Annotated in this window: 25 protein-coding genes, 1 tRNA gene and 1 pseudogene; 11 read left to right on the top strand and 16 right to left on the bottom strand. The window is 64.2% G+C overall.

From position 1 onward, the window contains the following. Positions 1 to 91 precede the first annotated feature (91 nt). The 3 genes and pseudogenes from AN478_RS13865 to AN478_RS02455 form a co-directional block, all read right to left on the bottom strand. Positions 92 to 859 carry a hypothetical protein gene (locus tag AN478_RS13865; RefSeq protein WP_143004113.1) on the bottom strand — a complete coding sequence of 256 codons (768 nt, stop codon included), beginning with the start codon at positions 857 to 859 and terminating at the stop codon, positions 92 to 94. An 87-nt stretch (positions 860 to 946) separates the two neighbouring features. Next, positions 947 to 1170: pseudogene (locus AN478_RS13445) on the bottom strand (integrase core domain-containing protein); the annotation flags it as partial. A gap of 494 nt (positions 1171 to 1664) precedes the next feature. Next, entirely contained in the window at positions 1665 to 2105 is a 441-nt protein-coding gene (locus AN478_RS02455) for a hypothetical protein (protein ID WP_054965034.1), read from the bottom strand. Between the two features lie 623 nt (positions 2106 to 2728). Here AN478_RS02455 and AN478_RS13860 point away from each other — a divergent pair. After that, positions 2729 to 3163 (top strand): hypothetical protein, encoded by a 435-nt coding sequence (locus AN478_RS13860; RefSeq protein WP_143004112.1) that lies wholly within the window; start codon positions 2729 to 2731, stop codon positions 3161 to 3163. A gap of 60 nt (positions 3164 to 3223) precedes the next feature. On the opposite strand, the gene AN478_RS14815 is transcribed toward AN478_RS13860, so the two are convergent. Then, positions 3224 to 4939 (bottom strand): replication endonuclease, encoded by a 1716-nt coding sequence (locus tag AN478_RS14815; RefSeq protein WP_082432745.1) that lies wholly within the window; start codon positions 4937 to 4939, stop codon positions 3224 to 3226. Between the two features lie 250 nt (positions 4940 to 5189). On the opposite strand from AN478_RS14815, the gene AN478_RS14645 reads away from it, so the two are divergent. The 5 genes from AN478_RS14645 to AN478_RS02450 all read left to right on the top strand — a co-directional run bounded on the left by AN478_RS14645 (position 5190) and on the right by AN478_RS02450 (position 7881). Next, complete coding sequence (locus tag AN478_RS14645) at positions 5190 to 5324, top strand: hypothetical protein (RefSeq protein ID WP_269434436.1); 135 nt, start codon at positions 5190 to 5192, stop codon at positions 5322 to 5324. Positions 5325 to 5794: 470 nt separating this feature from the next. After that, positions 5795 to 6064 carry a hypothetical protein gene (locus tag AN478_RS13855; RefSeq protein ID WP_143004111.1) on the top strand — a complete coding sequence of 90 codons (270 nt, stop codon included), beginning with the start codon at positions 5795 to 5797 and terminating at the stop codon, positions 6062 to 6064. Between the two features lie 13 nt (positions 6065 to 6077). Next, the gene (locus tag AN478_RS14810) at positions 6078 to 6764 is read left to right on the top strand and encodes a thermonuclease family protein (protein ID WP_082432743.1); all 687 of its coding nucleotides are present in this window, start codon (positions 6078 to 6080) and stop codon (positions 6762 to 6764) included. A gap of 31 nt (positions 6765 to 6795) precedes the next feature. Next, a complete protein-coding gene (locus AN478_RS13850) occupies positions 6796 to 7050 on the top strand; it encodes a hypothetical protein (protein WP_143004110.1) in 255 nt (84 codons plus the stop codon). A gap of 342 nt (positions 7051 to 7392) precedes the next feature. Further along, positions 7393 to 7881 carry a CC0125/CC1285 family lipoprotein gene (locus AN478_RS02450; protein ID WP_054965033.1) on the top strand — a complete coding sequence of 163 codons (489 nt, stop codon included), beginning with the start codon at positions 7393 to 7395 and terminating at the stop codon, positions 7879 to 7881. Between the two features lie 344 nt (positions 7882 to 8225). On the opposite strand, the gene AN478_RS02445 is transcribed toward AN478_RS02450, so the two are convergent. Then, a complete protein-coding gene (locus AN478_RS02445; protein ID WP_054965032.1) occupies positions 8226 to 8888 on the bottom strand; it encodes a hypothetical protein in 663 nt (220 codons plus the stop codon). 109 nt (positions 8889 to 8997) lie between these two features. Next, a complete protein-coding gene (locus AN478_RS02440) occupies positions 8998 to 10737 on the bottom strand; it encodes a recombinase family protein (protein WP_054965031.1) in 1740 nt (579 codons plus the stop codon). A 56-nt stretch (positions 10738 to 10793) separates the two neighbouring features. On the opposite strand from AN478_RS02440, the gene AN478_RS02435 reads away from it, so the two are divergent. The 4 genes from AN478_RS02435 to ubiD all read left to right on the top strand — a co-directional run bounded on the left by AN478_RS02435 (position 10794) and on the right by ubiD (position 14771). Beyond that, on the top strand, positions 10794 to 11669 hold the full coding sequence (locus AN478_RS02435; protein WP_054965030.1) for a YifB family Mg chelatase-like AAA ATPase: 876 nt from the start codon (positions 10794 to 10796) through the stop codon (positions 11667 to 11669). Between the two features lie 58 nt (positions 11670 to 11727). Next, on the top strand, positions 11728 to 12267 hold the full coding sequence (locus tag AN478_RS02430) for a chorismate--pyruvate lyase family protein (RefSeq protein ID WP_054965029.1): 540 nt from the start codon (positions 11728 to 11730) through the stop codon (positions 12265 to 12267). Continuing rightward, positions 12249 to 13121 (top strand): 4-hydroxybenzoate octaprenyltransferase, encoded by an 873-nt coding sequence (ubiA, locus tag AN478_RS02425; protein WP_054965028.1) that lies wholly within the window; start codon positions 12249 to 12251, stop codon positions 13119 to 13121. Before AN478_RS02430 ends, ubiA begins: the two co-directional genes overlap by 19 nt. A gap of 189 nt (positions 13122 to 13310) precedes the next feature. Beyond that, positions 13311 to 14771: a 4-hydroxy-3-polyprenylbenzoate decarboxylase gene (gene ubiD / locus AN478_RS02420; protein ID WP_054965027.1), complete on the top strand. Its 1461-nt coding sequence runs from the start codon at positions 13311 to 13313 to the stop codon at positions 14769 to 14771. A gap of 191 nt (positions 14772 to 14962) precedes the next feature. Here the strand turns inward: ubiD and lnt are convergent, their stop codons facing one another. From lnt to miaB, 4 genes are all read right to left on the bottom strand, one after another. Continuing rightward, the gene (gene lnt, locus AN478_RS02415) at positions 14963 to 16492 is read right to left on the bottom strand and encodes an apolipoprotein N-acyltransferase (RefSeq protein WP_074471364.1); all 1530 of its coding nucleotides are present in this window, start codon (positions 16490 to 16492) and stop codon (positions 14963 to 14965) included. Between the two features lie 41 nt (positions 16493 to 16533). Further along, positions 16534 to 17352, bottom strand: a complete 819-nt coding sequence (locus tag AN478_RS02410) for an HlyC/CorC family transporter (RefSeq protein ID WP_176758757.1) — start codon at positions 17350 to 17352, stop codon at positions 16534 to 16536. 46 nt (positions 17353 to 17398) lie between these two features. After that, positions 17399 to 17851, bottom strand: coding sequence for an rRNA maturation RNase YbeY (gene ybeY / locus AN478_RS02405; protein ID WP_054965161.1), 453 nt, complete (start codon positions 17849 to 17851; stop codon positions 17399 to 17401). A gap of 207 nt (positions 17852 to 18058) precedes the next feature. After that, the gene (miaB, locus tag AN478_RS02400) at positions 18059 to 19408 is read right to left on the bottom strand and encodes a tRNA (N6-isopentenyl adenosine(37)-C2)-methylthiotransferase MiaB (protein ID WP_054965024.1); all 1350 of its coding nucleotides are present in this window, start codon (positions 19406 to 19408) and stop codon (positions 18059 to 18061) included. 382 nt (positions 19409 to 19790) lie between these two features. On the opposite strand from miaB, the gene AN478_RS02395 reads away from it, so the two are divergent. Continuing rightward, entirely contained in the window at positions 19791 to 20672 is an 882-nt protein-coding gene (locus tag AN478_RS02395) for a crotonase/enoyl-CoA hydratase family protein (protein ID WP_054965023.1), read from the top strand. Positions 20673 to 20694: 22 nt separating this feature from the next. Here the strand turns inward: AN478_RS02395 and AN478_RS02390 are convergent, their stop codons facing one another. From AN478_RS02390 to AN478_RS02365, 6 genes are all read right to left on the bottom strand, one after another. Further along, positions 20695 to 23226, bottom strand: a complete 2532-nt coding sequence (locus AN478_RS02390; RefSeq protein WP_143004109.1) for an ATP-binding protein — start codon at positions 23224 to 23226, stop codon at positions 20695 to 20697. 130 nt (positions 23227 to 23356) lie between these two features. Next, a tRNA-Met gene (locus tag AN478_RS02385) sits at positions 23357 to 23432 on the bottom strand. A gap of 47 nt (positions 23433 to 23479) precedes the next feature. Beyond that, the gene (gene ychF, locus AN478_RS02380) at positions 23480 to 24574 is read right to left on the bottom strand and encodes a redox-regulated ATPase YchF (RefSeq protein WP_054965021.1); all 1095 of its coding nucleotides are present in this window, start codon (positions 24572 to 24574) and stop codon (positions 23480 to 23482) included. Positions 24575 to 24609: 35 nt separating this feature from the next. After that, on the bottom strand, positions 24610 to 25185 hold the full coding sequence (gene pth / locus AN478_RS02375) for an aminoacyl-tRNA hydrolase (RefSeq protein ID WP_074471354.1): 576 nt from the start codon (positions 25183 to 25185) through the stop codon (positions 24610 to 24612). Positions 25186 to 25202: 17 nt separating this feature from the next. After that, positions 25203 to 25859, bottom strand: coding sequence for a 50S ribosomal protein L25/general stress protein Ctc (locus AN478_RS02370; RefSeq protein WP_054965019.1), 657 nt, complete (start codon positions 25857 to 25859; stop codon positions 25203 to 25205). A gap of 36 nt (positions 25860 to 25895) precedes the next feature. Continuing rightward, complete coding sequence (locus tag AN478_RS02365) at positions 25896 to 26843, bottom strand: ribose-phosphate pyrophosphokinase (protein WP_054965018.1); 948 nt, start codon at positions 26841 to 26843, stop codon at positions 25896 to 25898. Positions 26844 to 26956 lie beyond the last annotated feature (113 nt).

Raw genomic sequence — 26956 nt, 5'->3', positions numbered from 1 at the left:
AGCCTGTTTACAACCCTGCGACAACTCTTAGTTCTAACCGGTTTAGATCGGCCCTAACCGGTTAATACCGTAAACCGGTTAAACCCCACAGTTAGGTAGCACTGCCCCCAGTTAGCTTGATAGTCCAGGTAAAGGAATCTTCGAAGGAATCGTAGGCGTCGTAGTAGGAAACATTCCTTTCTCTTATCACTGTCTGGCCTAGCTTCGGGGAAAACCAAGAAGTAGAATTGGATTTTTTGTAGGATCCATCAGTGTCTGTAATAGTGGAGGAACCCTCAATCTTGTAGGTCTCATAGCTACCGGCAGGAGTTTCCACTTTGGCGGTCCCGACAACGTTTACAGTTGATTCGTGTCTGGCTCCGTTCTCGTAAGTGAAGCTGTGGCTCTTTGCGTACCCTGTGTAAATAGTTCCAGGCGTATTTAGGACGGGACCAGATTTAATCCATCCATCTTCTTGATCTCCATAATAATACATGTCTCCATTGCTATCCTGATAAACATAATTTTGGATATTAGAATTTATAGTGGACCCCTCGCTGATGGTTAGTTTTCCGCTTATGCTTTCCGTATCAACGGTCTGGGTGTCTGGAGCGGTTTTCGTTTTGGTAAAATAGGATATTTTGTAGCTTCCTGATAGGTTTTCCTTTGTAGACCCATCTTCGTGGGTTCCTTCTAACAAGTAGTCCCAGGTCTCCCCGTTTTGGTAAGTTCGGAGAGTGGAATCTGAGACTTCAATACCCTCTTCGAGAATGAAGGAAGAACTGGAGGAGCTACCACCTCCATCTCCACCTCCGCCACAGCCAGTAAGCACTATAGCCAGTACTAATAAAATACAGTTAGCTGGATTATTAATATTCATACAGTTGTCCTTTTATTTGTAGTAAGTTACGAGTGCTCCTTACTAGAGTAGGAGTGTTGTGTATTACCGTCCAGGGCACTACGTGGTCTAGTTGTGCTGTAACAAGAGGTTGTCCACAGTTACCCGATCACGCTGACCGGTGGCTGATCATTCAGGCTCCCATGCGGCCGTAGCCAGTTGTACTCCTTGAGCCACTCGGGAAGCCGCTGGCGGCGCTGCTCGGAGGAGCTGTACTCCGCCGCATAGGCCCATTCGTTGAGCGCTGTCTGGATGAAGCGCTCCGCCTTGCCGTTCGTCTGTGGCGAATAGGGACTGACCCCACACCTAGTCCGGGATCTCTAGTGGGATGCGGACCCCGCCAGCAGCCATAAGACGCAGTAAGACGCGCCGAAAGCGCGGTCAAGCGGGGGCAAATGCTGGCAGGGATGCTGGCACTGCTGGCAGGGGTCTTACGGGGTAAGACAAATGGTAAGACACGGTAAGACGGGCTCCTGGGGGCTTCTGCGCCGCAACGAAGCCCCCGTTTGTACAGCACCTAGGGTGCGTCGGGTGTGTTGACCTCCTCCTTTGGGATGTCGGAAACCGCCCGACGATGCCAGCGGCACAGGTGCGTCGGCTGTGTGCTCATCCTCGGTTGGGTTCTGCCTGCGCCGCTCCCCGGCTGGGATGCTCGCCTTCGGCTGCGCTTCCGAGCCGGGGCCCGAGCGGCGCTGCGGCCGTGGACCACTACCGGCCCCAAGGGACGAGAAAGGCCCGGCGCTGGACCGGGCCGTCGATCTCATCCCCCGAGGGGGGCGGCAGTGGTTCACTTGAGGCCAGCAAGCTCCCGGAGCTCCTGGGCCTCAGCCTGGGCCGCTTCGTTGTCGCGCTTACGGCGACTGAGGAGCTGCGCCCCGAGACCCCGCCAGAGGCCCGAGACTTCGCGCTTCAGAATCTGGGCGTGCTGGTCCTGGGCCTTGAGGCCCTTCATCAGTTCCTCAACCCTTCGGGCCAAGGCATCGTCCCGAGCTTTGGCGTCCTGGGCCTCCTGGGCCTGACGCTCGGCCTGACGCTCAATCAAGGCCTGCTGCTCCTCGACCACCCTCCGCAAGGCATCCACCTGGTCCTGGATGTTGCGGACGGATTCCTCGGCCCGGGCGCCCATCTCCACCCACCTGCGGAGGACCTCCGCTCGGCTATCTCCGGCCTGCTCCTGGGCCTGGGCCAGAAGGTCGTCCGAGATTCGCAAAGTAAGCTGAGTGCTCACGATTTTCCCCCTTTTCCGCGATTCGGCATTGGCTCTCCTTTTACTTGACGGAGACCGTCCAGGTTAAGCGAATCCTCGGCGAGGCCAGCAAGCCAGCATGGTAGGGGGGCCGGAGATCCCACGGGCATCCCGGCTAACCGGTTAACGGGCCCTCCTTCTCCTGGCGTTACATTCATTCCGGGCCCCGCCGGAATGAATGTAACGAGATCCCGGGGGAGACCCCGGAGTAGGGACGGGATGCCCGGGTCGAGAACGGGCTCCCTGGGGGGAACAAAGCAAGCTGCGGCCATGAGGAGCTCCGGGCGCTGGGGGTTATCGGTCCTCGGCGGGTACTACCCCCGCCGGAAGATCGTGGACCGCAAGTGGCCGCACTAGGGCGCCGGCCGCGGAGGAGGACTGGGCCGGAGGCCCGGCCCGCACGGAGCAGGCGCAAACAGCCAGATTCCGCCAAGTGGGGGCTCGGGAAGTCACCGGCCAGTAGGGGGAACCTTAAAATGTCTCCTCCCCCTCCCCCCTCAACAGCCTGCTGTTTCAAATAGGTTTATAGTAATTTAATTTCTCTTTTTTTAGGGGTACAATCCTTCATACCCTAGAAGCCAAACATCTTTGTAATTGGAAACTCTATGGAAGTAATTTTTTGGATTGGTTTTATTATTCTTTTTGTTACTGCTTTAGGGCGCTATACGGGCATACAAATTGAAGATATGCTATCTATCGGGTTTTTATTTTCTCTTGTTCTAATTGTTTTAGGGGCATACCACATGCTTACATCACCAGTAAAACTGGATTCTTGGGAAAGCGGGACAATTAAAGAAATTAAAAAAGCTGCGAAAGAAAATTTTAAAGTCCCAAAAAACAGTAAGGCAGCATTTAAAAATATGCATGTAGCAACGGAACCCCACTTTTTCTTTGAAGACAAAAAAAGAGAAGTCTGCGGAGTTGTTCAGTTTGATAAAAATGGAGCCCCTAAAACAACAAAATTCCATGCTACAGAGGTTAGGCCAAATTCCTGGAAAATAAGAAATGTTTCCATATCCAAAGAAACAGGATGCGAATAGAATGCCTTACCTTTAAGCCAAAATTGCTAACAAGGCACATCCCGCCCTTCCCCTTTGCTTTTATTCGTAGTCGAAGGGAATGTCGTCGTCCTCGGCAACGCTATCAAAGACCGCGAGGTCTCGTGGCGGGGGGTCAGTCCCCCGGAAGGCCGCCATTTTGGGCCCTGTTCCCGTAGGTTCGGTCGCCCCCCTTGGCCCTCTATCAACAATTGCAACGCCCGGTGAGACGGGTTTTTCGTAACAGGCAGGGTCTTCTTCCGGGGGTTTTGGCTCAATAGACCAAGTCAAAGGGCGGGTTTCGAGGTAAGCGCCTCCAACCCGGAGGTCGACTCCACGGGGGGCACCTCTCACCTCCTCCCCGTAGGCGTTGACCTTAACTTCGTAGACGACCCTGGAAGGGGCCTGGGACCAAGAGTCCATGAACCCCGCCCAATCCGCTCCCTGGGCTGCTTGCCATTGGGGGAATAGAGGGTGAGTAGGATCCATCATGGGGACCCTACGAAGTTCATCCCATACTCCAACGGGCGGAGCCTGTTGGTGCGTGGCCGCGAAGTCAAATCCCCGTATTCCCCATTGTCCCCGCCATGCTCGGACGGCGACAGTATTGTCCTCGTGGCGAAACTCGGGCTCTGTTTTAGGGGCCGTCTCCTGGGTGAGGGCCTCCGGGGTGGCGTATTTGGTCGCGTACTTAAGCGCGTAAACCACGGCCCCACCTTGGCTCCGGGCCGCCTCTACTTGGACACGACGTTCATCGGCCCCCGGTTCTTCGGGGTCAGAGGCATAAAGGAAGTATTCACGCAGCCCCTCCCTTAGCCGGTCCCCTTCGTCGGTCCAAACGACCGCATGGAGATGTGGGGCTCCGTCTTTATGAGGCTCGACCACGGACAGCATATAGGCGTGCAACGGTTCCCGGCTCTGGGTCATGCGGCCTTCGCGGTTGTACCACAACCGCCACTGCTCCCTAAGCCATTCGGCGGCTTCGTCCGGCATAGTGCCGTCCCACTTATGGGAACCGGGATGCATGCGGGAAGGGCAGGTGAGGGTGACGAGATACCCAGTAAGACCTTCCGCCTGAGCACGGGCAGCATATCCAAACGCCTGGGCTTTTAGGCGAGCAGCTCGCCCACGGCGGCCCGCATCGGCAACCTGGGCAACATTCACGCGGTCACCCTCATTGCTCACGGCATCCAGCCGCTCAAGAGTCTCCCGAGACCTCGTTTCTTGTTCCCGACGATTTTGGGCGGCGAAGGGGGAAACGTACTTTTCGACCAGGCCGAGCAGGGTATCGATTCGCCCCCGACCTGTTCTAAGTGTGTCCCGTAGGCGCCGCCTCCACCACATCTCATTCTTTGCACGTTTGGCGGCTGCCTTCGGGGTTCCTGGAGGGGGTGCCACTTGGGCCACGTCGAGTTGGGCGGCGGCCAGGGGCCATGCATCCGACTCAAAGACACGGAGCCAGTCCTTGTAGGACCATACGGAGGCTAGCTGCTTGGCCCTTTTGCGGATGTCGGGATCCTCAGACCTAGAGTCCAAACCAGCCGGATGGGCATGCTCAAGAAGCCGGCCGATAAAGACCTCGACGTCGACCCTGGCATGGCGGCCAGCCTCTTCAACCAGTTTGTCGATGTGAGGATGGTCAGCGTAGCGGCCGGCGCCATTGATCCTTGCGGTTCGGGCCTCTTGCTTGGCCCATTCCTTTTTGGCCGTAGCGATCCAGGTGGTGTAGGAATGCTGAGAGGGTTCACCCGGAGGGGTGGGGAGAATAGGCTGGGACATAGATCTGACCTGGGTGAAGCCCGGTGGGTGGCCGCCAAACCAACCCCGCCGGGCTCTTTTTTTGGGTTCAGGTCAGAGTCTGAGCTGCGAGAAACTTCCGAGTTAAGCAACCGAGATCCACACCTAGGGCGGAATTCCACCGCCGCCATAGCCTCGGGGGGCAAGAATGATGTGCTACACAGACAAGCCGACCGCCGAACTTCATCGGAGGGCCAACCAACTTAAGGCGGAACGGGAGAACGCCTTCCGAATGGAAGAGATTGCTGAGGATGGAGCCCCAACCGACCTGGAAGAATTAGGCTTTGATGCCAACATCAGTGCCCAACTGACCGAAGGGGAACTGGAGGAGATTGAGGCGGAACTACAAGCTAGGGGCGAGCCTTAGGGTGGAGAAGCCCACCCCGCCAAGAAACCTCGGAGGTTCGCACCGCAAAAAGAGGTTATTAGTCTATTTTGTAAAGCCTCTTGCTTCCGCCCCCCGAGGTTGACCTCTAAAGGTATTTTGTCCACTTTAGTTGCGGCATCGTTGTGACTGTCCACGCCTATTTCAACTTGAGGGCAAGGAAGAGAACTATGGAGCAATCCCGCTTTTGGCTCGGGGCAGCAACCCTATGGGCGCTAACCTCTTTGGGATATATGGTCCTGAAAGCACTTCCCCTGGAAAGTGCTCTGGGACAAGGCCTTGGCTCAGTAATGGGGTCTTTTGCTCTCGGCGGTATCTTGGTGTACAGCCCGCAGTTTTTATTGAAAAATTTTGATCACTATAAGGCCCGTTTCCGTTTGCTCGTGGGGGCCGCGGTCCTAATTGCCCTAATGTTTCTAGCCCTCGGGCTTGAACCTCCTGCCTAGATACCAATGAATAACAAAGATCTCGGTCTTGCTGCTCTCTTTATTAGCTTAATAGGGGGCATGTTTTGGATAAACAGCGAAGAAAATGTCCCATTAAAGAACCTCTACATGGGGCTAAAGATGGGCGCATTTTCTTTGCTGCTTCCCTCCCTTGTTGCCTTTTTCCTTAGTATCGGTAACCCAGAACAACTTGAAGACGATATTGCAGATACCTCCCGAGTCAAGATATTCATCGTTTTCCTTATTCTTATGTCGTTACCTTTGTTTTTAAAATAAGCGGGATACACCTGTGCCCACGCTTTCCTGGAAAAGAATAAGGAGACCTGCGAGAAGGACTGAGGAGGTTACTGAGAGCCAACCACAACGGGCTCCCAATTACATCGTTGGTTTTCTTCTGATTGTCGGCTGCCTATTGACAGGTTCGGCCTCTGCGGATTTTGAGGCTGAAGTTACCCACGTCCGGGATGGTGACACCATCGAGCTTGGCGAGAGGGTAGTGCGCCTGGGAGGAATCGACACCCCGGAATCCGGACAGCCTCACGGCGATGAAGCCGGCCAAGCAGTCCGTCGGCTGGTCCTAGGTGAGACAGTCCGGATCGAGACGGACGGTAGGGGTAGTCACGGTCGGCTTATCGGGAGGGTGTACCACCAGGGTCGGGACATTAACGCATGGCTGGTGCAGCAAGGCCACGCGTGGGCCTATGACCATTACCTAGAACCCGGCTCCAGGCTCCCTGACTTGGAAGCGGAAGCCCGGGAGGAGGGGCGGGGCCTATGGGCCGCCTCAAACCCTGTCCCACCCTGGCAATGGCGGAATGGTGCAAGTCGGGGGAGTTCGTCGGGGAGCCGGGACCGGGACTGCTCGGACTTCGACACCCAACGGGCCGCGCAGGAGTTCTATGAGAGCCATAAGCCCGGCGACCCCCACCGTTTGGACGGTGACGGGGACGGAGTGGTTTGCGAAGGTTTACCGTAACCGAAAATCAGCAAACGACTAGGGATAGGTCATGGGATTATCGGAATTTTCGCCACTTTTTTGGGTTGTGATAGGGGTCGGGATACTCGTTTTAATTGTGATCATCCAGCTTTCCGCAACCAACACGTTTCTAGCTAAGTTAACAGTGGATACACAAAGGCAAGAGGCGGAGGTCGACGACCTCACCGACCAAGTTGCCGACGTCCGAGAAGAAGTTCACAACTGGAAGCGCGCCTGGGAAGAAAAACACCTACCTAGAACCGATATTGATGACCCTAACGGATAAAGCTGAGAGGGCATATGGGAGCCTGGGAATGGGCTAGAGACTGGTGTCGTCACCGCTGGGGCAAGGACAAGCACAAAGGGGACAACTGGCTGGGTGGCTCCCGAAGCTTTGCTCAGTACGCTTACCGGATTCGGATCGTACCCTTGGGGGACCTGTACGCTCGTCTGGACACCAACAAGGAAAGCGACCCGGTTCGACGGTCCTATGCTCAAGCGGAAATTGAGCGCCGCCGGAACCGGCGGATGATCGCGGGGACCATTATCGGGTTCATCGTAGGCGGGGTAGTCAGCGCCTACGCTAAGTTCTTGCTTGGCATTTAGCGGCAAATTTGGGGAGGAGCCAATGCGAGGAATTCTACTAGCTGGCGCAACAGCGCTTATCCTGGCTGGATGCGCCACGGCCTACCAAGAGAAAGGCTTTACGGGCGGCTACTCAACCACGCAGCTCAAAGACAACATGTTCCGAGTTCACTTCAACGGGAACGGCTATACGTCCCGCCAACGAGCTCAGGACTTTACTCTGCTGAGGTCGGCCGAGCTGACCTTGGAAAAGGGCTTCAACTACTTCGCAATTGCCCGCTCCGACAAGACCACCACCCGGGGCACCATAACCACCCCGCAAACGAGCACCACCAACTTTAACGCCCAGCAAACCGGGAATACGGTTTATGGGAACGCCACCACTACGACCCAAGGCGGCAATACGATCCCGGTAACCAAACCGGGTACTGAGCAGATCATCGTCTGCTTTCAGGAAAAACCCGAGGATGTGTTCACCTACGACGCCAAGAAGTTAAGGGCTAGGCTCAAGGAAAAGTACGGCATCGAGTAAAAAGCCCCGCCGAATCCGGCGGGGCCGTGGGTTACGGGGGCGACCGACGTTAACGAGCCAACATAGGCCCCTTCTGTTGGTCGGTGTCAGCTATTACCCGCATTGCCCGTGCCGGCCTTGGGTGGCCTCTCCGGGCCTTGCTGGGGGGCCATTCAGCCCGGTTTCTAGACCAGCAACTAACCGGCTCGGCGCCCCCCGTCCAAAATATTGCCCAAGGCAACCTCCTTTGAGGGACGGGGGTCGACAATCCCCAAATTACCGGAAAAACGCCTATTTGGGAGGGGGGGGTATAGTCCTTGGGCTACCGGGTAATTGCTACCCATATACGAACCCAAAATTGGGTTTTAAGTCCGGCCCTTCTCGAAGTCAAAAACTTGGTAGCTCTCCGCTTTAAGGCTTTCGAGCTTCCAGGCTTGATCGTTCACCAATCCAGCTTCGCCTTCTGAGAGGTTATGGACACCCTCCGCCGCGACCAACCAGGAGACGGCGTAGAAAACGGACATGTTGGTTCCAAGAGTCTCCTCGCCAACGTTTTCGCCGGAAGCGAGGGAGCCATCCGCCCGGTACAGGTGGCCTGTGGAATGATCGGAAAACGATCCATGGGAGGCATGATCATTCAGATACTCCCGCAAGCCCTTCCATCGGCCTTCAATTTCCTGAGCCACCTTCCCCGCAGAAGGCTGCCGGTTGTCGATCACCTCCTGGGCGCGATGGGGGAACATGCGGACAAAGGTCAGAAGCTCGTAGTACTCGATGAGCGGCCTGAGGAGGGCGCCGCCCTCCTGGCCAAGGCCGTCCAACATCAAGGAGTAAGACCCTAAAGCGAACCGGCGGGCCTTGGTCAAAGCCAGACCCGTCGCCAGAAAATACGCTTGGTCCCGGCGGTGGCTGCACAGGTCGATGCACTCGGCGATAACCTCGAAGCATTCCTGGATAAGCCTGTCGTATTCGGAAAAGGGGCCCGACAGCAGTTCAGCGGACCGGGCCCTGACTTCCCATAAAGCCATAACCTACTCCTGAGGCAGAAACTAAAAAGCCCCGCCCGAAGGCGGGGCCCGGCGGCGAAACAAAGGGGATTCAAGGTCGCCGCCGAAACTGGTGCAGAGGAATTCGAGCTTATCCTATTCCCTCACCTCTGCGAAGCCGGTACAGGTTACCGAGCCCGTGCCGTTTCATGGCCCTGTGCATGGCGCTGGTCGAAAGCTCCTTGTTGAACCGGCGCCGGGCCTCGTCCTGGAGTTCATTGAGAGGCAGAAATTGCTCTCGCCGGAGCTGCGCGAGCTCCTCCTCCTCGGCCTGGGTCAGGATCTTGTTGTGCGGCCCGAGCGGCTTGCGGATCTCGCCCAACTCGGAGGGAATGCCATGGTGAAAGTGGATGGATATAGTCCCCTCCAAAAAGACCACTTTCCTGACCACTTCGCGCACGCGCTGCGCCATGCGGTTATCCGGGCCAGCTTGTGCGGGTCCTGATTTCGGCTCTCGCCCCTCCTCCACCTCCTCAATCAGATCGTTAGCCCGCAGTCCTTTAGCGTGTTCCTTAGCCCGCTGATGCTGATTCCGAAGATCGTCCAACTCAGTGGATAGGACTTTAACGCGGTCCTGGATCTCCCTGGTTGGTTCCTCGTCACCGAACATCTCAAGGAGGCGGTCAAGGGCCCGACTCTTGCGGGTTATCTCTTCCGATAACCGGTCTGCTTCGGCTTCCGACCGCTCCGCCTCGGCTCTTCGTTCATCTTCGAACATGGCCCTGCTGGCTTGTTCGGAAAACGAGACCTCCTGGATAACGGGGTCGTAGGGGTATGTGTAGGAGTGGTCACATCCAGAACCTCGCAAGTACCCGCCACACTGATAGATCGCCCGGTCTATCTCACTGTCACCTTTCCAAAGGTAATGCATCGATTCCCCGCAACGACCGCAGGCGACGAGGCCCCGGAGAATGTTTGTGACCTCTTTGTTGGGTCGGCCCCCGGCCCGGGCAACTTTACGGCGTTCCCGTGCAACTTTGGCCGCGTAGAAAGTGGCTTCATCGACTACGGCGGGGTAGTAACCGTCGATGGGATCGCCGTCCGGCTGGGGCTTCCCCCTGCCTCCTGGGCTTGTGCAGGGCTGGTAGCGGCCAAACACGGCCTCAGACTGGAGGATCTTTTGAATGTAGGAGGGTTGCCAGCCGTTCTTTGATCGGAAGGCAGGGACCCCTTCCTCGTTGAGAATTTTCGCGATCCTTTTGTTTCCCTCTCCATCACTGGATAACTGGAAAATGCGGCGCACGACCTCGGCTCGGTCCTCTATTACCTCAAAGGCCTTCCGGTCTTCGGAAAGGCGTAGCCAAGCCGGGCACTGGGCTGTCGCCTTTTCCTCCCCCTCACGGGCTTTTCGGCGCTTTTCTTCCCAAGAGGCTGCCAACCGCTGGGCTTTGGTTGCCGACTCCTCGTAAGCCCGGGCCATAACCACAAGGGAAGTCATGAGGTCGGCCAGATCGTTCAAGCTCTGGGTGGTGTAGTGCTTATTGTCAGTCAGGGTGACGATCTCGATCCCCCGGGCGAGAAGGTCCATGAACCGGCTTAGGGTCGCGTGGATCTGCTCCCGACTGATGCGGTCGAGGCTCTCGACGACGAGGACAGAACCCGGGGGGATATGGCCGTCCTGTACGGCCTGAATGAATGCCCCGAGCGACCCCTCGGTTAGGTTGTCTCCGTGGTAGGCGCTGACCCCGTGGTCCGCTAGGGTATTGCTTTCATCGAATTCGTAGCCGTTGCGTTCGGCCCACTGGCGGGCCGCTTCCACTTGGCGGCGCTGGGAGTCGCCACGTGCTTGGTCTGGGTGCGAAAAGCGGACGTAGGAGTAGGCTTTGGGCATAGGGCCTCCCGGTTACAAGGGAAGTTGTCAGAGTAACTTAAAAGGGACACATTATCTTGCTGTCCGGTCCGCCCGGGGCCGGTAAGACCTTGCTGGCCCGCTGCCTGCCCGGCATCCTGCCGCCCCTCGACCGGGACGCCCAGGTGGAGGTGGCCCGGATCCGGTCCGTGCGCGGCGAGCGCGTGGCCGCCCTGGATCCCCATCCCCCCTTCCAGGATCCGCACCATTCCGCCTCCCTGCCGGCGCTGGTGGGCGGCGGCAGCCCGCCCCGGCCCGGGGAGATCACCCGCGCCCACCGGGGGGTGCTGTTCCTCGACGAGCTTCCCGAATTCGACCGTCGCACCCTGGAGGCCCTGCGCGAGCCCCTGGAGACGGGGGAGGTGACCATCGCCCGGGCGCGCGCCACCACCCGCTTCCCGGCGCGTTTCCAACTGCTCGCCGCCATGAACCCGTGCCCGTGCGGCCACCTCGGCGATTCCCGCCAGGCCTGCGCCTGCACCCCGGCCCAGATCCAGCGCTACCGGGGCAAGCTGTCCGGGCCCCTGCTGGACCGCATCGACCTGCAGCTGGAGGTGCCGGCCCTGCCGGTGGAGGAGCTGCGACCCGGGCAGGGGAATGGCGGCGAGGAGCCCAGCGCCGCGGTACGGGCCCGGGTGGAGGCCACCCGGGAGCGCCAGCTGCAACTGCTGGGGGTTCCGGCGGCGGCGCTCACCGCCCGGGGGGTGGAGGAGCACTGCCAGCCGGACGCGGACGGTCTGGCCTTCCTGGAAACCGCCAGCAAGCGCCTGGGCCTGTCGGCCCGCGCCTACCACCGCATCCTCAAGCTGGCCCGCACCATCGCCGACCTAACCGGCACCGACCGCATCGCCCGGGCCCACATCGCCGAAGCGGTGCAGTACCGCCGGCTCGATGCGGGGGATTCCGCCTCCTGACGCCGATCCTCGGCTGCGCTAGAATCCCGCCTGCGACCGCCGGCGAGAGCCCTCGATCATGGACGATCCCTTTCCCACCGCAGACGACCTCTTCCCCGCCCGGGAACCCTGGCGGGATCCCGCGGTGCTGGGGGGGCCGTGGGCGCCGGACCCCGGCCTGGCGGCCTGGCTGGCCTGCGGCGGTTCGCTGACGGGGGCCCTGCGGGCGGCCTGCCCGCAGGAATTCGGACTGCGCATCCACCGGCGGGTCACCGTCTCCCTTCCACCGGCCGGTGCGGATCTGCTCCGCCTGTCCGCGGGCAGCCCCGTGCTGCAGCGCGAGGTCTGGTTGCTGTGCGGCGGCCGAGAGGTGGTGTTCGCCCGCAGCTGGATCCCCGGCCAGGCCCTGCCCGACCCGGGGGAGCAGCCCCTGGGCGACCAATTGTTCGAGCCCGGGAGCGACGCCGAGCGCCTGTCCCTGGAGGCCGCGCCGGTGTCCGACGCCGACGGGGCCACCCTGTGGGCGCGCCGCTCCCTGCACCGGGTGGGCGCCGAGCGTCTGCTGGTGGGGGAGGTCTTCCTTCCGGCCATGGAGGCGTTATGCCCGCCGCAGCCCTGACCACCAAGCTGGGGGCCTACGCCCGCCTGATGCGGCTGCACCGGCCCATCGGCACCCTGCTGCTGCTGTGGCCCACCCTGTGGGCGCTGTGGATCGCGGGGGAGGGCAGCCCGCCGGCCTGGATCGTCGTCGTCTTCGTGGTCGGCACGCTGCTCATGCGCTCGGCGGGCTGCGTGATCAACGACTACGCCGACCGCGACTTCGACCCCCACGTGCAGCGCACCGCGGAGCGGCCCCTGGCCAGCGGTGAGGTGCGTCCGGGGGAGGCCATCGCTCTGTTCGTGGCGCTGTGCCTAGTGGCCTTCGGGCTGGTGCTGCTCCTCAACCGCCTGACCCTGTACCTGGCCCTGGTGGCGGTGGTTCTGGCGGCCACCTATCCCTTCTTCAAGCGTTTCACCCACATGCCCCAGGCCTACCTGGGCGTGGCCTTCGGCTGGGGCATCCCCATGAGCTTCGCCGCCGTATCGGGGCAGGTTCCGGCGGTGGCCTGGATCCTGCTGGCGGCCAACATCTTCTGGACGGTGGCCTACGACACCATGTACGCCATGGAGGATCGGCCCGACGATCTGGCCATCGGCGTGCGCTCCACGGCCATCCTGTTCGGGCGGTGGGACCGGGTGGCGGTGGGGGTGAACCAGTTGATCGCCCTCGCCCTGATGGGGGTTGTGGGCTATTTGGCGGGCTTCGGCGTCTGGTACGCCCTGGGCCTGCTGGGCGCCGTGGGCTTCGGGCTTTACCAGCACTGGCTGATCCGGGATCGCGCGCGCGGCCCGTGCCTGCGGGCGTTCCTGAACAACCAGTGGCTCGGGGGGGCGGTGTTCGCCGGCATCGTGCTGGAGTACCTCACCGCCTGATACCTTTTACACCGCAAAACAGAAATAACTAACCGCCAAGGACGCCAAGAGCCCCAAGTAAAGACAAAACCCGAAAATTCGTTAACCAAAACTTTCTCCGGTCCCAACGATTTTTTTCGGCCTTTTCCGTTCGTCTTTTTTCTTGGCGATCTTGGCGTCCTTGGCGGTTTATCTTTTGGAAAAGGCTCCATGAAAGACCTCCGCGCCTTCATTGCCGATCTAGAGCAGCGGGGCGAGCTCAAGCGCATCGCCCACCCGGTGGATTCCCACCTGGAGATGACCGAGATCAGTGACCGGGTGCTGCGCCGGGGCGGGCCCGCCCTGCTGTTCGAGCAGCCCACCGGCGGTTCCATGCCGGCACTGGCCAACCTGTTCGGCACCGCCAACCGGGTGGCCATGGGCATGGGCCGCTCCTCCACCACGGAGCTGCGCGAGGTGGGGCAGCTGCTGGCCTACCTCAAGGAGCCCGAGCCGCCGGGGGGCTTCCGCGAGCTGTGGGACACCGTGCCGATCCTGCGCAAGGCCCTGAACATGCGCCCCAAGGAGCGCCGGAGCCCGCCCTGCCAGGAGGTGGTGGTGGAGGGGGAGGACGTGGACCTTTCCACCCTGCCGGTGCAGACCTGCTGGCCGGAGGACGCCGGGCCGCTCATCACCTGGGGCATCACCCTGACCCGCGGGCCGGACCGCGACCGGCAGAACATGGGCATCTACCGCCAGCAGGTCATCGGCCCCAACCGCGTGATCATGCGCTGGCTGGCGCACCGCGGCGGGGCGCTGGACTACCAGCGCTGGCGAGAAGTCCATGGGGATAAGCCGTTTCCGGTGGCGGTGGCGCTGGGGCCCGATCCGGCCACCATCCTGGCCGCCGTTACCCCCATCCCGGATACCCTCTCCGAGCACCAGTTCGCCGGCCTGCTGCGCGACGCGCGCACGGAGCTGGCCACCGGCATCGGCGTGGACCTGCAGATCCCGGCGCACACGGAGATCGTGCTGGAGGGCCACATCTATCCGGACGACCTGGCGGTGGAGGGGCCCTTCGGCGACCACACCGGCTACTACAACGAGCAGGAGCGCTTCCCGGTGCTCACCGTGGAGCGCATCACCCACCGCCGCGACCCCATCTACCACACCACCTACACCGGGCGGCCGCCGGACGAGCCCGCCGTGCTCGGCCTGGCCATGAACGAGCTGTTCATCCCGCTGCTGCAGAAGCAGTTCCCGGAGATCACCGACTTCTACCTGCCCATGGAAGGCTGCTCCTACCGCATGGCGGTGGTGTCCATGAAGAAGCAGTACCCCGGCCACGCCAAGCGGGTGATGATGGGGGTGTGGTCCTTTCTGCGCCAGTTCATGTACACCAAGTTCGTGGTGGTGGTGGACGACGATATCAATACCCGCGACTGGCAGGACGTCATCTGGGCCCTGACCACCCGCGTGGATCCGGTGCGCGATGCCCACCTGGTAGACAACAGCCCCATCGACTACCTGGATTTCGCCTCGCCGGTGTCAGGGCTGGGCTCCAAGATGGGCATCGACGCCACCAACAAGTGGCCGGGCGAGACGCAGCGCGAGTGGGGCCACCCAGTGCGCATGGACGCCGCCACCCGGGAGCGGGTGGACGGGTTCTGGGAGGAGCTGGGGCTGGATTGAGGGCGGGGAGATCGGGCCCGGGTAAGCCCGCGCCCCAAATACTGCAAGGGCGGGAGAGGGAATGGTAGGAGCGGCCGTCCCGGCCGCGATTTGTCTCCGAGGCGCATTGGTCGCAGCGAGGGCTGCCGCTCCGGTCCGAAGATTCAGGTTTGAAGCTTGGTTGCGGGTTGTCGCGGCCGGGACGGCCGCTCCTACACCAGCCTCCCGCGTCGCCGCGCCAGGAGGACGAACAGCCCCAGACCGGCGAGCACCCCGCCCAGCAGCCAGCCCCGGCTCAGCCACTGGTAGGGGGTGGCGCCGATGCGCGGCTGGACGGTCGCCCGGGCCACGCCGGGCTCGTCGCGGGGGATGCGCTCCAGCACCCGGCCCCGATGGTCGGCGGCGTAGGTGATGCCGGTGTTGGCCACCCGCAGCAGCGGCCGCCCCATCTCCATGGCCCGGACGCGGGCCAGCTGGGCGTGCTGGTCCGGGCCGATGGAGCCGCCGAACCAAGCGTCGTTGGTGACGTTCACCAACAGGTCCGCCCCCTCCCGCACCGTGGCGGCTACCTCCCGGGGGAAGGCGTCCTCGTAACAGATGGACATCCCCGCCCGGTGCCCGTCCACCTCCAGCGGCGCGGCGCTCTCCCCGGCGGCGAAGACCCCCTCCCCGGGCACGAAGCGCTCGGCGAAGAACAGCAGCGACGGCAGCGGCACGTACTCGCCGAAGGGCACCAGGTGCCGCTTGCGATAGGGCTGCTGGTCCCCGGCCCCCAGGGCCATGGCGGCGTTGTAGTTGCGCCGCTCGCCGTCCTCCCAGTCGCGCTCCGGGACCCCCAGCAGCAGGGTGCCCCCCCGCGCCGCCACCGTCCGCTCCAGGGCGTCCAGATAGTCCCCCACCCGGTCGGCGAACAGGGGCACGGCGGTTTCCGGCCACACCACCAGATCGGCGTCCAGATTCGCCAGGGTTAGCCGGCGGTAGCGCTCCAGGATGGCCGCCCGCCGCTCCGCGCTCCACTTCATCTCCTGCGGCACCGCCCCCTGCACCAGGGCCGCGCGCAGGGGGCTTCCCGACGGGCTGGTCCAGGTGGGGGTGGCGGCCAGGAGCCCCGCCCCCACCACCGCAGCCGCACCGCCGAGCCAGGCCAGGGGCAGGAGGATGCCCCGGTCCCGGGCCAGGTAGGCGAGCAGCAGGGCGCCGTTGACGCAGGCCACCGCCAGCCCTGCGCCCAGACTGCCCACCACCGGGAACAAGCCGGCCAGGGGTCCCTGGGTCTGGGTCACCCCCAGGGTCAGCCACGGGAAGCCGGTGAAGGCCAGGCCGCGGAGCCCCTCCAGGGCTACCCACAGCAGGGGCAGGCCCAGCGCCATGCGCCAAGGGCGGGGCCCGCCCAGCCAGCCCCCGCCCAGCCAGCCCCCGGCCAGGGCGAAGAGGGCGGGGTAGAGGGCGCAATAGGCCACCAGCAGGGCCCAGGTGGGCACCGCCAGGGCGAGGGGCATGTGGCCGAAGGTGTGGATGGTGGGCAGCAGCCAGTGCAGGCCGGCGCCGAACATGCCCAGGCCGAAAGCCAGGCCGCGGCGGAAACGCACCCCCGAGGCGGGGATCTCCGTGGCGAGGAAGAGGGGGATCAGGAGCACCCAGGCCAGGGCGTACCAGTCCCATGGTGCGAAGGCCAGGGGGGCCAGCATGCCGGCGGCCAGATAGGCGAGGTCCACCGCCAGGGTGCGAGCGCGGCCGGTCACGGGCGGGTCTTCCGCCAAGGCGCGGGTCTCCATGGGATGGTTCAGCCCGCTCCGCCCTGGGCTCCGGCCTCCGCCTCGCCCACCTCCACCACCCGGATGCTGCGGATCCGGCGGCGGTCGGCGCGGATCACCTCCAGGAGCAGGCCGTCCACCCGCAGGGACTCGCCCACCTCCGGGAGGTGGCCCATCTCCCGCACCATCCAGCCGCCCAGGGTATCCACGCCCTCAGCCTCCAGACGGGCGCCGAAGCGGGCCGCGAAGGTCTCCAGCGGGATCTGGGCGTCCACCTGGAAGCGGCCGCGGCCGCGCTGCTCCACCATGACCGCCTCGATGTCGAACTCGTCCTCGATCTCGCCGACGATCTCCTCGAGGACGTCCTCGATGGTCACCAGCCCGGCGGTGCCGCCGAACTCGTTGACCACGATGGCCATGTGGTTGCGGCTGGCGCGGAACTCGTGGAGGAGGCTGTCGATGTGCTTGCTCTCGGGGACAAACACCGGCTGGCGGATGACGGAGAGAAGGTCGAACTGGTCACGCTGCTCGGCGGCCCAGTAGCGCAGCAGATCCTTGGCGTACAGGATGCCGCGGACGTCGTCGCGGTCCTCGCCCACCACCGGCAGGCGGCTGTAGCCCACCTCGACGATGCGGGGAATGAAATCCTCCGGCGCCTCGTCGGTGCGAACCACCTCCATCTGGCCCCGGGGAACCATGACGTCCCGCACCCGGGTGCCAGAGATCTTGAAGATCCCCTCGATCATGTGCAGGTCTTCAGGATCGAGGAGGCCCTGGTACTCGGCCTCCCGCAGGATCTCCAGGAGGTCCTCCCGGGACTCGGGGGCCGCTCCGAGCCCCCGCGTCAAACGCTCAATCCAACTTCGTCGTCTGGGGCCTTCTTCCGCCACCGCTCTACTCCTCCGCATAGGGGTCCCGGAATCCTAACTGCGCCATTATCTCCCGCTCCAGCGCCTCCATCTCCTCCGCCTCATCGGGCGCCATATGGTCGTAGCCAAGCAGGTGCAGAGTGCCGTGCACCACCATGTGGGCCCAATGGGCCTGCAGAGGTTTTCCTTGCTCGGCCGCTTCCCGGGCCACCACCTCCGGACAGATCACCAGGTCCCCGAGCATCGACTCCCAGGGCCCCGGCGGCAGGTCGGCGGGGAAGGAAAGCACATTGGTGGGCCCTGCCTTGCCCCGGAAGCTGGCGTTCAGCTCGGCCATGGCCTCCCCGTCCTCAGCGCGCACCACCACCTCCCCGGCCTGGGCCTCCTCGGGGACCCCGGCCAGGGCGGCGTGGACCCACTCCCGGATCCGGGCGGGGTCGGGGAGGTCCGAAGCCTCCGGCGGGAGCTGCACCACCACCGGGTGGACCTCCTCGACGCCATCAGGGGCGGGGACGGAATCGTTCACAGGCAGTACCTCACCTCCCCGATACCGGGGGGATTTGCGATCAGCATGGCGCCGGGGCGCCGCCCCGGCAAGCGATGGAATACGGTATGGATGGCTCTGGGATCCGATCACGCGCGACGGGTTCCCCGTTGGCCACGGGAGGCCGGGACCACCCGGACCTCAGACCGCCCGCTCCACGGCGGCCTCCCGACTCAGCCGGCCGCGGAGGGAGTTGGGCAGGGCCTCGGTGACGGTCACCCGCACCAGGCTGCCCACGGTCTCCTCCGGCGCGGGGAAGTTCACGATGCGGTTGCAGGGGGTGCGCCCCATGACCTCGTTGGGGTCCTTGCGGCTGGGCCCCTCCACCAGCACCTCCACCTCCCGCCCCACCAGGGCACGGCTCTTCTCCATGGTCTGCTGGCCGAGGCGGTTCTGGAGGATGGTGAGGCGCTCCTGCTTGACCGCCTCGGGGACGTCGTCGGGCACCTCGGCCGCCAGGGTCCCGGGGCGCGGGCTGTACTTGAAGGAGAAGGAATGGTCCAGGTCGGCCTCGGCCACGAGGTCCAGGGTGTCCTGGAAGTCCTCGTCGGTCTCCCCTGGGAAGCCGACGATGAAGTCGCTGCCGATGGACATGTCGGGGCGCACCGTGCGCAGCCGCTCCACCTTGTCCAGGAACTCCGCCCGGGTGTGGTTGCGGTGCATGCGGGCCAGGAGCCGGTCGGAGCCGGTCTGCACCGGCAGGTGCAGGTGGGAGACCAGCTCGGGCAGCTCGGCGAAGGCCTCGATCAGCCCCTCGCCGAACTCGTTGGGATGGGAGGTGGTGAAGCGCAGCCGGTCGAGGCCCTCGATGCCCGCCAGATAGTAGAGCAGCAGGCCCAGATCCGCCTCGGTGCCGTCCTCCATGGCCCCGCGGTAGCCGTTGACGTTCTGGCCGAGCAGGGTGACCTCGCGCACCCCCTGCTGGGCCAGCTCGTAGCATTCGGCGAGCACGTCGTCGAAGGGCCGGGAGAGCTCCCGCCCCCGCGTGTAGGGCACCACGCAGAAGGTACAAAACTTGTCGCAGCCTTCCATGATGGTGACGAAGGCGCGGGCCTTCTCCACCCGGGGTGCCGGCAGGTGGTCGAACTTCTCGATCTCCGGGAAATCCACGTCCACCACGCCGGAGCGCTCCCGCTCGGCGGCCGCGATCATCTCCGGCAGGCGGTGGATGGTCTGCGGCCCGAAGACGAGGTCCACGTAGGGGGCGCGCCGACGGATGCGCTCCCCCTCCTGCTGGGCCACGCAGCCCCCCACCCCGATCAGGGTCCCCGGCCGGGCCTCCTTGAAGGGCCGCCAGCGCCCCAGCTCGGAGAAGACCTTTTCCTGGGGCTTCTCGCGCACGGAACAGGTATTGAGCAGCAGGATGTCGGCCTCGGCGGGATCCTCGGTGCACTCCACCCCCAGGGCGGAGTCGAGCAGGTCCACCATGCGGGTGGAATCGTGCTCGTTCATCTGGCAGCCGAAGGTGCGGATATGGAGCTTGCGGGGCATGGGCGGGCTTCGGGAAGTGGGTTTCCGTCAAAACCGCATTATAGGGCTTGGGCAGATAGGGGCCAAGGGTCCGGACTCCCCAACCCTTGGACGATCGTCCGGTATAGCCCCTTCCCTTTGCTGTTCAATGGGTTAGTCTGGGAGAGGCGCAGGAAACGAGCCAAAAAGGGGGGCTCCGTGCCATCTTGCCCAACAGCCAGCGGCCCGCTGGTTCTTCTCTTACGCTCTTGGTGCATCCTCTCGCCGTCCCTTCCCGAGGCCCCCACCGGCCCGGTCCCCCAGGCAGGCTACCAGTTTCCACCGCCCCGCCGGTTCCCGACGGGGCGGCTACCTCCCCGGTCGTCTGCTGGGCGGCCCCACAACCTCCAAGAAGGAGCGCACCATGAGCAATCTGTTCCAATTCCCCGAAGCCAGCCACGTGTATCAGCAGTCGGAGGTCGAGCTTGACCGCGAGCTGGGGGTGGCAACTTTGAACATGGCCCCGCAACCCCGTCCTGCCTTCACCCCCGAACTGCTCGCAGATATCGAGGCCTTCCAGAAAGAGGTTGCGCACCGGGTGCGGCAGCAGCCGCAGAGGCGCTCCCCGGACATCCGCTACATGGTGCTGGCCTCCAATCTGGACGGAATCTACAACTTCGGGGGTGATCTGTCCCGCTTCCTCTCCCTGATCCGGGCCGGAGACCGAGAGGGCCTGCTGGGTTACGCCTTGGCCTGCGTTCGGGCCGGGCACCGGTTCTCGGTGGGAATGGACCTACCCCTTACCAGTCTGGCGCTGGTGGAAGGGCGGGCCCAGGGTGGCGGCTTGGAGGCGGCCCTTTCCTGCAACGTGGTAATCGCGGAGAAGGGAACCCAAATGGGCTTCCCCGAGGTGCTGTTCAACCTGTTTCCGGGCATGGGAGCCTACAGCTACCTTTCCAGGCGGATTGCGCCCTCCCTGGCCGAGCGCATGATCCTGTCGGGCCGGCTTTATGAAGCCGAGGAGCTTTACGAGATGGGGGTGGTGGATGTACTCGCCGAGCCCGGGCAGGGGCGCGAGAAGCTCGTCGAGTACATTGCCGAGGCGGAAAAGCACAGTTCCGTGCACGGGCTCCTGCGGCGCATCCACTCCTCCCACAACCGGGTACCCTTCGAGGAGCTGCGGGACATCACCGAACTCTGGGTCGACTCGGCTTTGGGGCTGGGGGAACGCGAGCTCCGGACCATGGAGCGCTTGGTGCGGGCTCAGGATCGGCGGACGGGTCAGAAGCTCTCCCGGGCCGAGTGAGGAAGTAGCGGCATGCCGGTGGTCAATGCTGGAGCTGACCGCTGGCATGCAGCAGAAGGGCAGGGCGGGCCCGCGCCAGCAGGTCCCGCAGCCCTTCCAGCTCGTGGGCAATGCCCCCTGCGGCCAGGTCCGTGGCGCTAGCCCGTTGCAGGCGCTCGCACACATTGGCGACCGCCTCCACCCCCAGGTTGCCCGCGCTCCCCTTCAGGGAATGGGCACATCCCTGCAGCTCCTCCAGCCGACACTCCTCCGCCGCCTTCTCCATCCGCTCCAGCAGGTCCTCGGAATCCCGCAGAAAGCCCTGAATCAGGTCGGCAAGCAGGGAGGGGTCCCGACTCATGCCCGCCAACTCCTTCATGGTGCGGGACGAAACCAAGGCGCCTTCCTCGGTCTCGGCGGCTTCCCCGGATGGTGTGCCGGCCCCCGCCGGAGCCGCCCCCCGGTCCAGGGCCTGCTCCAGGGTCTCCAGCAGTCGCTGGGCCTCCACCGGCTTGGTCAGGAAGGCGGCCACCCCCGCTTCCTCTGCCTCCCGCGCCGCCTCGCTCGTTACATTGGCGGTGAGGAGCACGAAGGGCATGGGCCGATCGCCGGTATCCATGAACCGGTGCAGCTTGACCACCTCCGGCCCGCTGCGCTCCGGCATATGCATATCCAGAATGGCGAGATCGAAGGCCTCCTCCTCCAGGGCCTGCAAGGCCTCCTCGCCGTCGGCGACCGTTCGGGCCGCGTAGCCCCCCTTCTCCAGGATCAGCCCGATCACCTCCTGGTTGGTCGGATTATCCTCCGCCACCAGGATGTAGCGGGGCCGTTCCCGGCCTTGCCGTTTTGCCCGCCGCCGGGCCAGGTCCACCACCCGCTCGTCCCGCGGCAGCTCGGCCTGAAGGGCATACAGCGCATTGAAAAGTAACGGCTTGTCGGGAGGCAGGTCGAGGACGGAATCGAAGCGCCCCTCCAGGCCCTGGAGCCGCCGGCTGTCTGGATCCCGCCGCAGCAGCACCAGGCCCGGATCGGACGGATTTCCCGGAGCGCGGCAGCAGGCGAGGAAGGCCGAGGGATCCAGGAGCTCCCCCTCGTCGATGACCACGCCCCGGAAACGGGCTCCCGGCCGCCCGGTCCGGGCCAGCACCTCGTCCTGGCTCCCCACCACCTCCGCTTGGAGGCCCCAGAGGGCGAACCATTCCATCAACCTGTCGCGCAGCACCGGATCGCGGGTCAGGAGCAGCACGCCGCCACCCGGCCCCATGACCTCTGCCCCCGCCTCCTGCTCCGGGGGCTGCCAGGGGAGGGAGACCTGAAAGAGGGTCCCGATCCCCGGGTGGCTCTCCACCTGAATGGTGCCCCCGAGGAGATTTACCAGCTGCTTGGAGATGGCCGTTCCCAGACCCGTGCCGCCGTAACGCCGGGTGATGGACCCATCCGCCTGCGTGAACACCTCGAAGATGTGCTCCTGGACATCCTCGGCGATGCCGATGCCCGTATCCACCACCTCGAAGCAGACCCTGAGGCTACCCTCCGGCTCCGGGGAGGGGCATATCCGCACCTCCACATGGCCCCTCTCGGTGAACTTGATGGCGTTGTTGATCAGGTTGATCAGGATCTGGCGCAGGCGTACCTCGTCCCCCCGCACCCGGCAAGGGGTGTGCGGATCGATGTGCAGGTCCAGCCGGAGGCCTTTCTGCTCGGCCTGATGGGCCAGCATGTCCACCGTTCCGCGTACGGTGGCGTACAGGTCGAAGTCCTCCTCCTGGAGGGTGAGCTTCCCGGCCTCAATCTTGGACAGGTCGAGCACGTTCTCCAGGAGCTCCAGGAGGGCCCGGGCGGAACGCTGGGCCGTCTGGGTGAAATGCCGCTGCATGGGGGTCAGGGAGGTGTCCCCCAGGAGATCGATCATGCCGATGACCCCGTTCATGGGGGTCCGGATCTCGTGGCTCATGTTGGCCAGGAACTGGCTCTTCGCCCGGTTGGCCGCCTCGGCCTCCGCCCGGGCCCGGATCAGCTTGGCAAGCAGGGCGGAGAAATAGAGGGGCAGTACCACCAAGCCTGTCCATAGACCCCAGGCGAGGGTGGGGTTCTCCTGCCAGAAGGGATGGGACAGGATCACGCCAAGGAAACCGGCCAGGGCCAGGCCCATGGATAGGTAAAGGTATCCCTGGCCGAAGCGGAGGCCGTTGCCTACCACCACCCACAGGTAAACGATATACAGGGGCGCCACCGCCTCCCCGTACAGGGCCAGTAGCAGCGAAAGGGTGCCGTGATCCGAGATGTTGGCGATGAGGCGCCGGCCATGGGAAGGGCCCGGACGCACGCCGATCCAGGCGAGAAGGGCAACGCCAAAAACCAGGAAGAGGCCCAGGATCTCCAGGGCCCCCGCCATTCCGGCGTAGGCGCCGGGGTGCACGCTGCCATAGATGGAAAGGTAGGCGGTTATGGCGCTGGCAACCCCCACCCGGACCACGGCCTGCTCGTGCTCGGAATCGGGGCGGTTCCGATATCTGTCCAGAACCCGCCCTAGCCAGCCAGCACTCCACGATTTCGCCCGGGCTATCCGGAACATGCGGGGGAATCCTTGGTCCGGAACCTGGGGTGATGGTACCCCTAGCCGAGAATTTAAACCATCACCTGGATGGGAGGGGTTTTTGGCCCACCCATAAAAAAGCCGCCTCGTTGCGAGGCGGCTTGCAAGATGGTGGCGGATCAGGGATTTGAACCCCGGACACACGGATTATGATTCCGTTGCTCTAACCACTGAGCTAATCCGCCAGAGGGCTACTTATTTTAGGAATCCGGCCGATGCTGTCAACCGGGGGCTAGACGTTGAAGCGGAACAGGATCACGTCGCCGTCGGCGACCACGTAGTCCTTGCCCTCGGAGCGCATGCGACCCGCCTCCTTGGCGCCCTGCTCCCCACCGTAGGCGACGTAGTCCTCGAAGCCGATCACCTCGGCGCGGATGAAGCCGCGCTCCATGTCGCTGTGGATCTCGCGGGCGGCCCGCGGGGCGGAGGAGCCTTCGGGCACCGTCCAGGCACGGACCTCCTTGGGGCCGGCGGTGAAGAAGGTGATCAGGCCCAGGAGCTGGTAGCCCGCCCGGATCACCCGGTTCAGGCCCGGCTCCTCCATGCCCAGCTCGGCGAGGAACTCATCCCGGTCCTCGTCCTCGAGCTCCATGAGCTCCGCCTCGGTGGCGGCGCTCACGACCACCACCTCGCTCCCCGAGCGCGCGGCGTACTCCCGCACCGCCTGCACGGCGGGGCTGTCCTCCCCGCTCTCGCCTTCATCCACGTTGGCCACGTACATGATGGGCTTGAGGGTGAGGAGGTGGAAGCCCTTGAGCGCCTCCAGGTCCTCCTCGCCGAGCTCCAGGGTTCGCGCTTGGCCACCCTCGGCCAGGTGCGCCTGGAGACGGGCCAGGAGGTCCCGCTCGGCCATGGCCTCCTTGTCCCCGCTCTTAGCGTTCTTGGCCGCCTTGGCGTGGGCCTTCTCCACCGTTTCCAGATCGGCCAGGACCAGCTCGTTCTCGATGGTCTCGATGTCGCGGACCGGGTCCACGCCCCCGGCCACGTGGGCGACGTTCTCGTCGGCGAAGCAGCGCACCACGTGGGCGAAGGCGTCGACCTCACGGATGTGCGCCAGGAACTGGTTGCCCAGGCCCTCGCCCTCGGCCGCCCCGGCTACCAGTCCCGCGATGTCCACGAACCGGATGGCGGTGGGGGTGACCTCCTGGGGCTGCACCAGGCGGGCCAGCTCGTCCAGCCGCCGGTCGGGCACCGGAACCACGCCCATGTTGGGCTCGATGGTGCAGAAGGGGTAGTTCTCCGCCTGGATCCCGGCGCGGGTCAGGGCGTTGAACAGGGTGGACTTGCCCACGTTGGGCAAGCCGACGATGCCGCACTGAAATCCCATGAGGGGTCGTCCTGATCCTGAATTCGGGCCGGGGGTCAGTCTCCGGAGGAGACCGGCGCGTGGAGGTGATTGACGGCGCGCTGCCACTTCCCGGCGGCCAGGTCCGGCAGAACCTCCAGGGCGCGGTCCATGGCCGCCTCCATGCGGCTGCGCTCCTCCGGGGAGGGGCGGCCCAGCACATAGGGAGTCACCTGGCTGCGGTCGCCGGGGTGGCCCACGCCGAGGCGCAGACGCAGGAAGTCCTTGGAGCCGAGGTGCTCGACGAGGTCCCGCAGGCCATTGTGGCCGCCGTGCCCGCCGCCCGCCTTTAGGCGGGCCACCCCGGGGTCAAGGTCCAGCTCGTCGTGGACGACGAGGATCTCCGCGGGCTCGATGCCCTTGGCCCGGGCGAAGGGAGCCGCCGCTTGGCCGCTGCGGTTCATATAGGTCTGCGGCTTCATGGCCCACACCGGCTGGCCGTCCACCAGCCACTCGGCCACCTCGGCCTGGTAGCGTCGCTGGGCCGTCCAGCGGACGCCGAGGCGGTCCGCCACCCGGTCCACCCAGTCGAAGCCGATGTTGTGCCGGGTGCGGTGGTAGCGGGCGCCGGGGTTGCCGAGGCCGACGACCATCCGGACCAAGGTCGCGCCTATTCCTCTTCCTCGCCGGCCCCTGCCTCTTCACCGCCTTCCTCGGCGGCCTCTTCGGCCACTTCCGCCGCCACGGCCGCCTCGGGCTCCGCCTTGGTCCCGGCCATGTTCACCACCGGCTGGTCGTTTTCCGGATCGGCGCTGATCTCCACGCCGGGAGGGGCCTGGAGATCGGAGAGGTGCAGCGTGTCGCCGATCTCCATGGCCCCCACGTCCACCTCGATGTGGTCGGGGATTTTGGCGGGCAGGCAGGTGACCTCCACCTCGGTCATCAGCGGCGAAACCGTGCCGCCGGCCAGCACCCCGGGCGCCCGCTCGTCATTGACCACGTGCAGGGGCACGTTAAGGCTCAGCTTCTGGTCGGCCTGAACCCGCTGAAAGTCCACGTGGAGGGGCTTGGGCTTGTAGGGGTGCATCTGGACCTCGCGCACCAGCACGTCCTGGCGCTCGTTGAGGCCCTCCAGGCTGATCAGGCTGGAGAAGAAGCCCTCGTCGTCCATGAGCTGCATGAGCTCGTTCTCGTTGAGGGCCACCATATGCGGGTCCTTTTCGGCCCCGAAGACGTTGGCCGGGATCATGCCCGTGCGGCGCATCCGCCGGCTGGCCGGGGTGCCCTTTTCTTTCCGTTCCACTACGTTGAGGGAATAGTCCGCCATCGTTGCAAGCCTCGCGCTCTTGGGACGCCTGGATTCTTATTCGGGAAACAGGGAGCTCACCGAATCCTCGCGGTTCACCCGGCGGATGGCCTCCGCCAGCAGCTCGGATATGGTCAGCACCCGGATCTTACCGCTCGCCGCCGCCTCCGGGCTCAGCGGGATGGTGTCGGTGACCAGCATGGTGTCCAGCCCCGAGCCCTCGATGTTCTCCATGGCCTTGCCCGAGAGCACGGGATGGGTGACGGCGGCCATTACCGACTTGGCGCCCTTCTCCTTGAGGGCCGTGGCGGCCCGGCAGAGGGTGTTGGCCGTATCCACCATGTCGTCGACGATGACGCAGTGGCGACCCTCCACCGAGCCGATGATATGCATCACCTGGGCCTCGTTGGCCCGCGGCCGGCGCTTGTCGATGATGGCCAGCTCGGCATCCAGCCGCTTGGCCAAGGCCCGCGCCCGCACCACGCCGCCCACGTCGGGGGAGATCACCACCAGGTTCTCCAGGGCCATGCGGTTCAGCTCGCCGAGCAGCACCGGGGAGGCGTAGATGTTGTCCACCGGCATGTCGAAGAAGCCCTGGATCTGGTCCGCGTGGAGATCCATGGTCAGGACCCGGTCCGCTCCGGCGGTGGTGATGAGGTCCGCCACCAGCTTGGCCGTGATGGGCGTGCGCCCGTTGGCCCGCCGATCCTGCCGGGCGTACCCGAAGTAGGGCACCACCGCGGTTATGCGCGCCGCCGATGCCCGCTTCAGGGCGTCCAGCATGGCCAGCAGCTCCATGAGCTGGGTATTGGCGGGCGCGCAGGTCGGCTGGATGACGAAAACGTCGCGGCCCCGGACGTTCTCCAGGAATTCGACGTGGACCTCGCCGTCGCTGAACGAGCCGACCTCGGCCTGGCCGAGGGGCACCCCGAGGTGGTGGGCGACCTTCTCCGCCAGGTCCCGATTGGCGTTCCCCGTAAACAGGGCCAGATCGGAATTGGCCATTCAGGGGGACTCCGTCGTTGTTTCGGGCGATGGGTTGACTGGGGTGGCGTACGCGCGGCGGCCCCACGACCGCAGGCGGACCCCTCCCGGGATCCGCCCGCGAACAGGACTCT

Origin of the sequence: Thiohalorhabdus denitrificans (assembly GCF_001399755.1) — a bacterium.
Lineage (GTDB): Bacteria > Pseudomonadota > Gammaproteobacteria > Thiohalorhabdales > Thiohalorhabdaceae > Thiohalorhabdus > Thiohalorhabdus denitrificans.
Note: the sequence above shows the minus strand (reverse complement) of the source record. Positions and strands in the feature narration are given on the sequence as shown.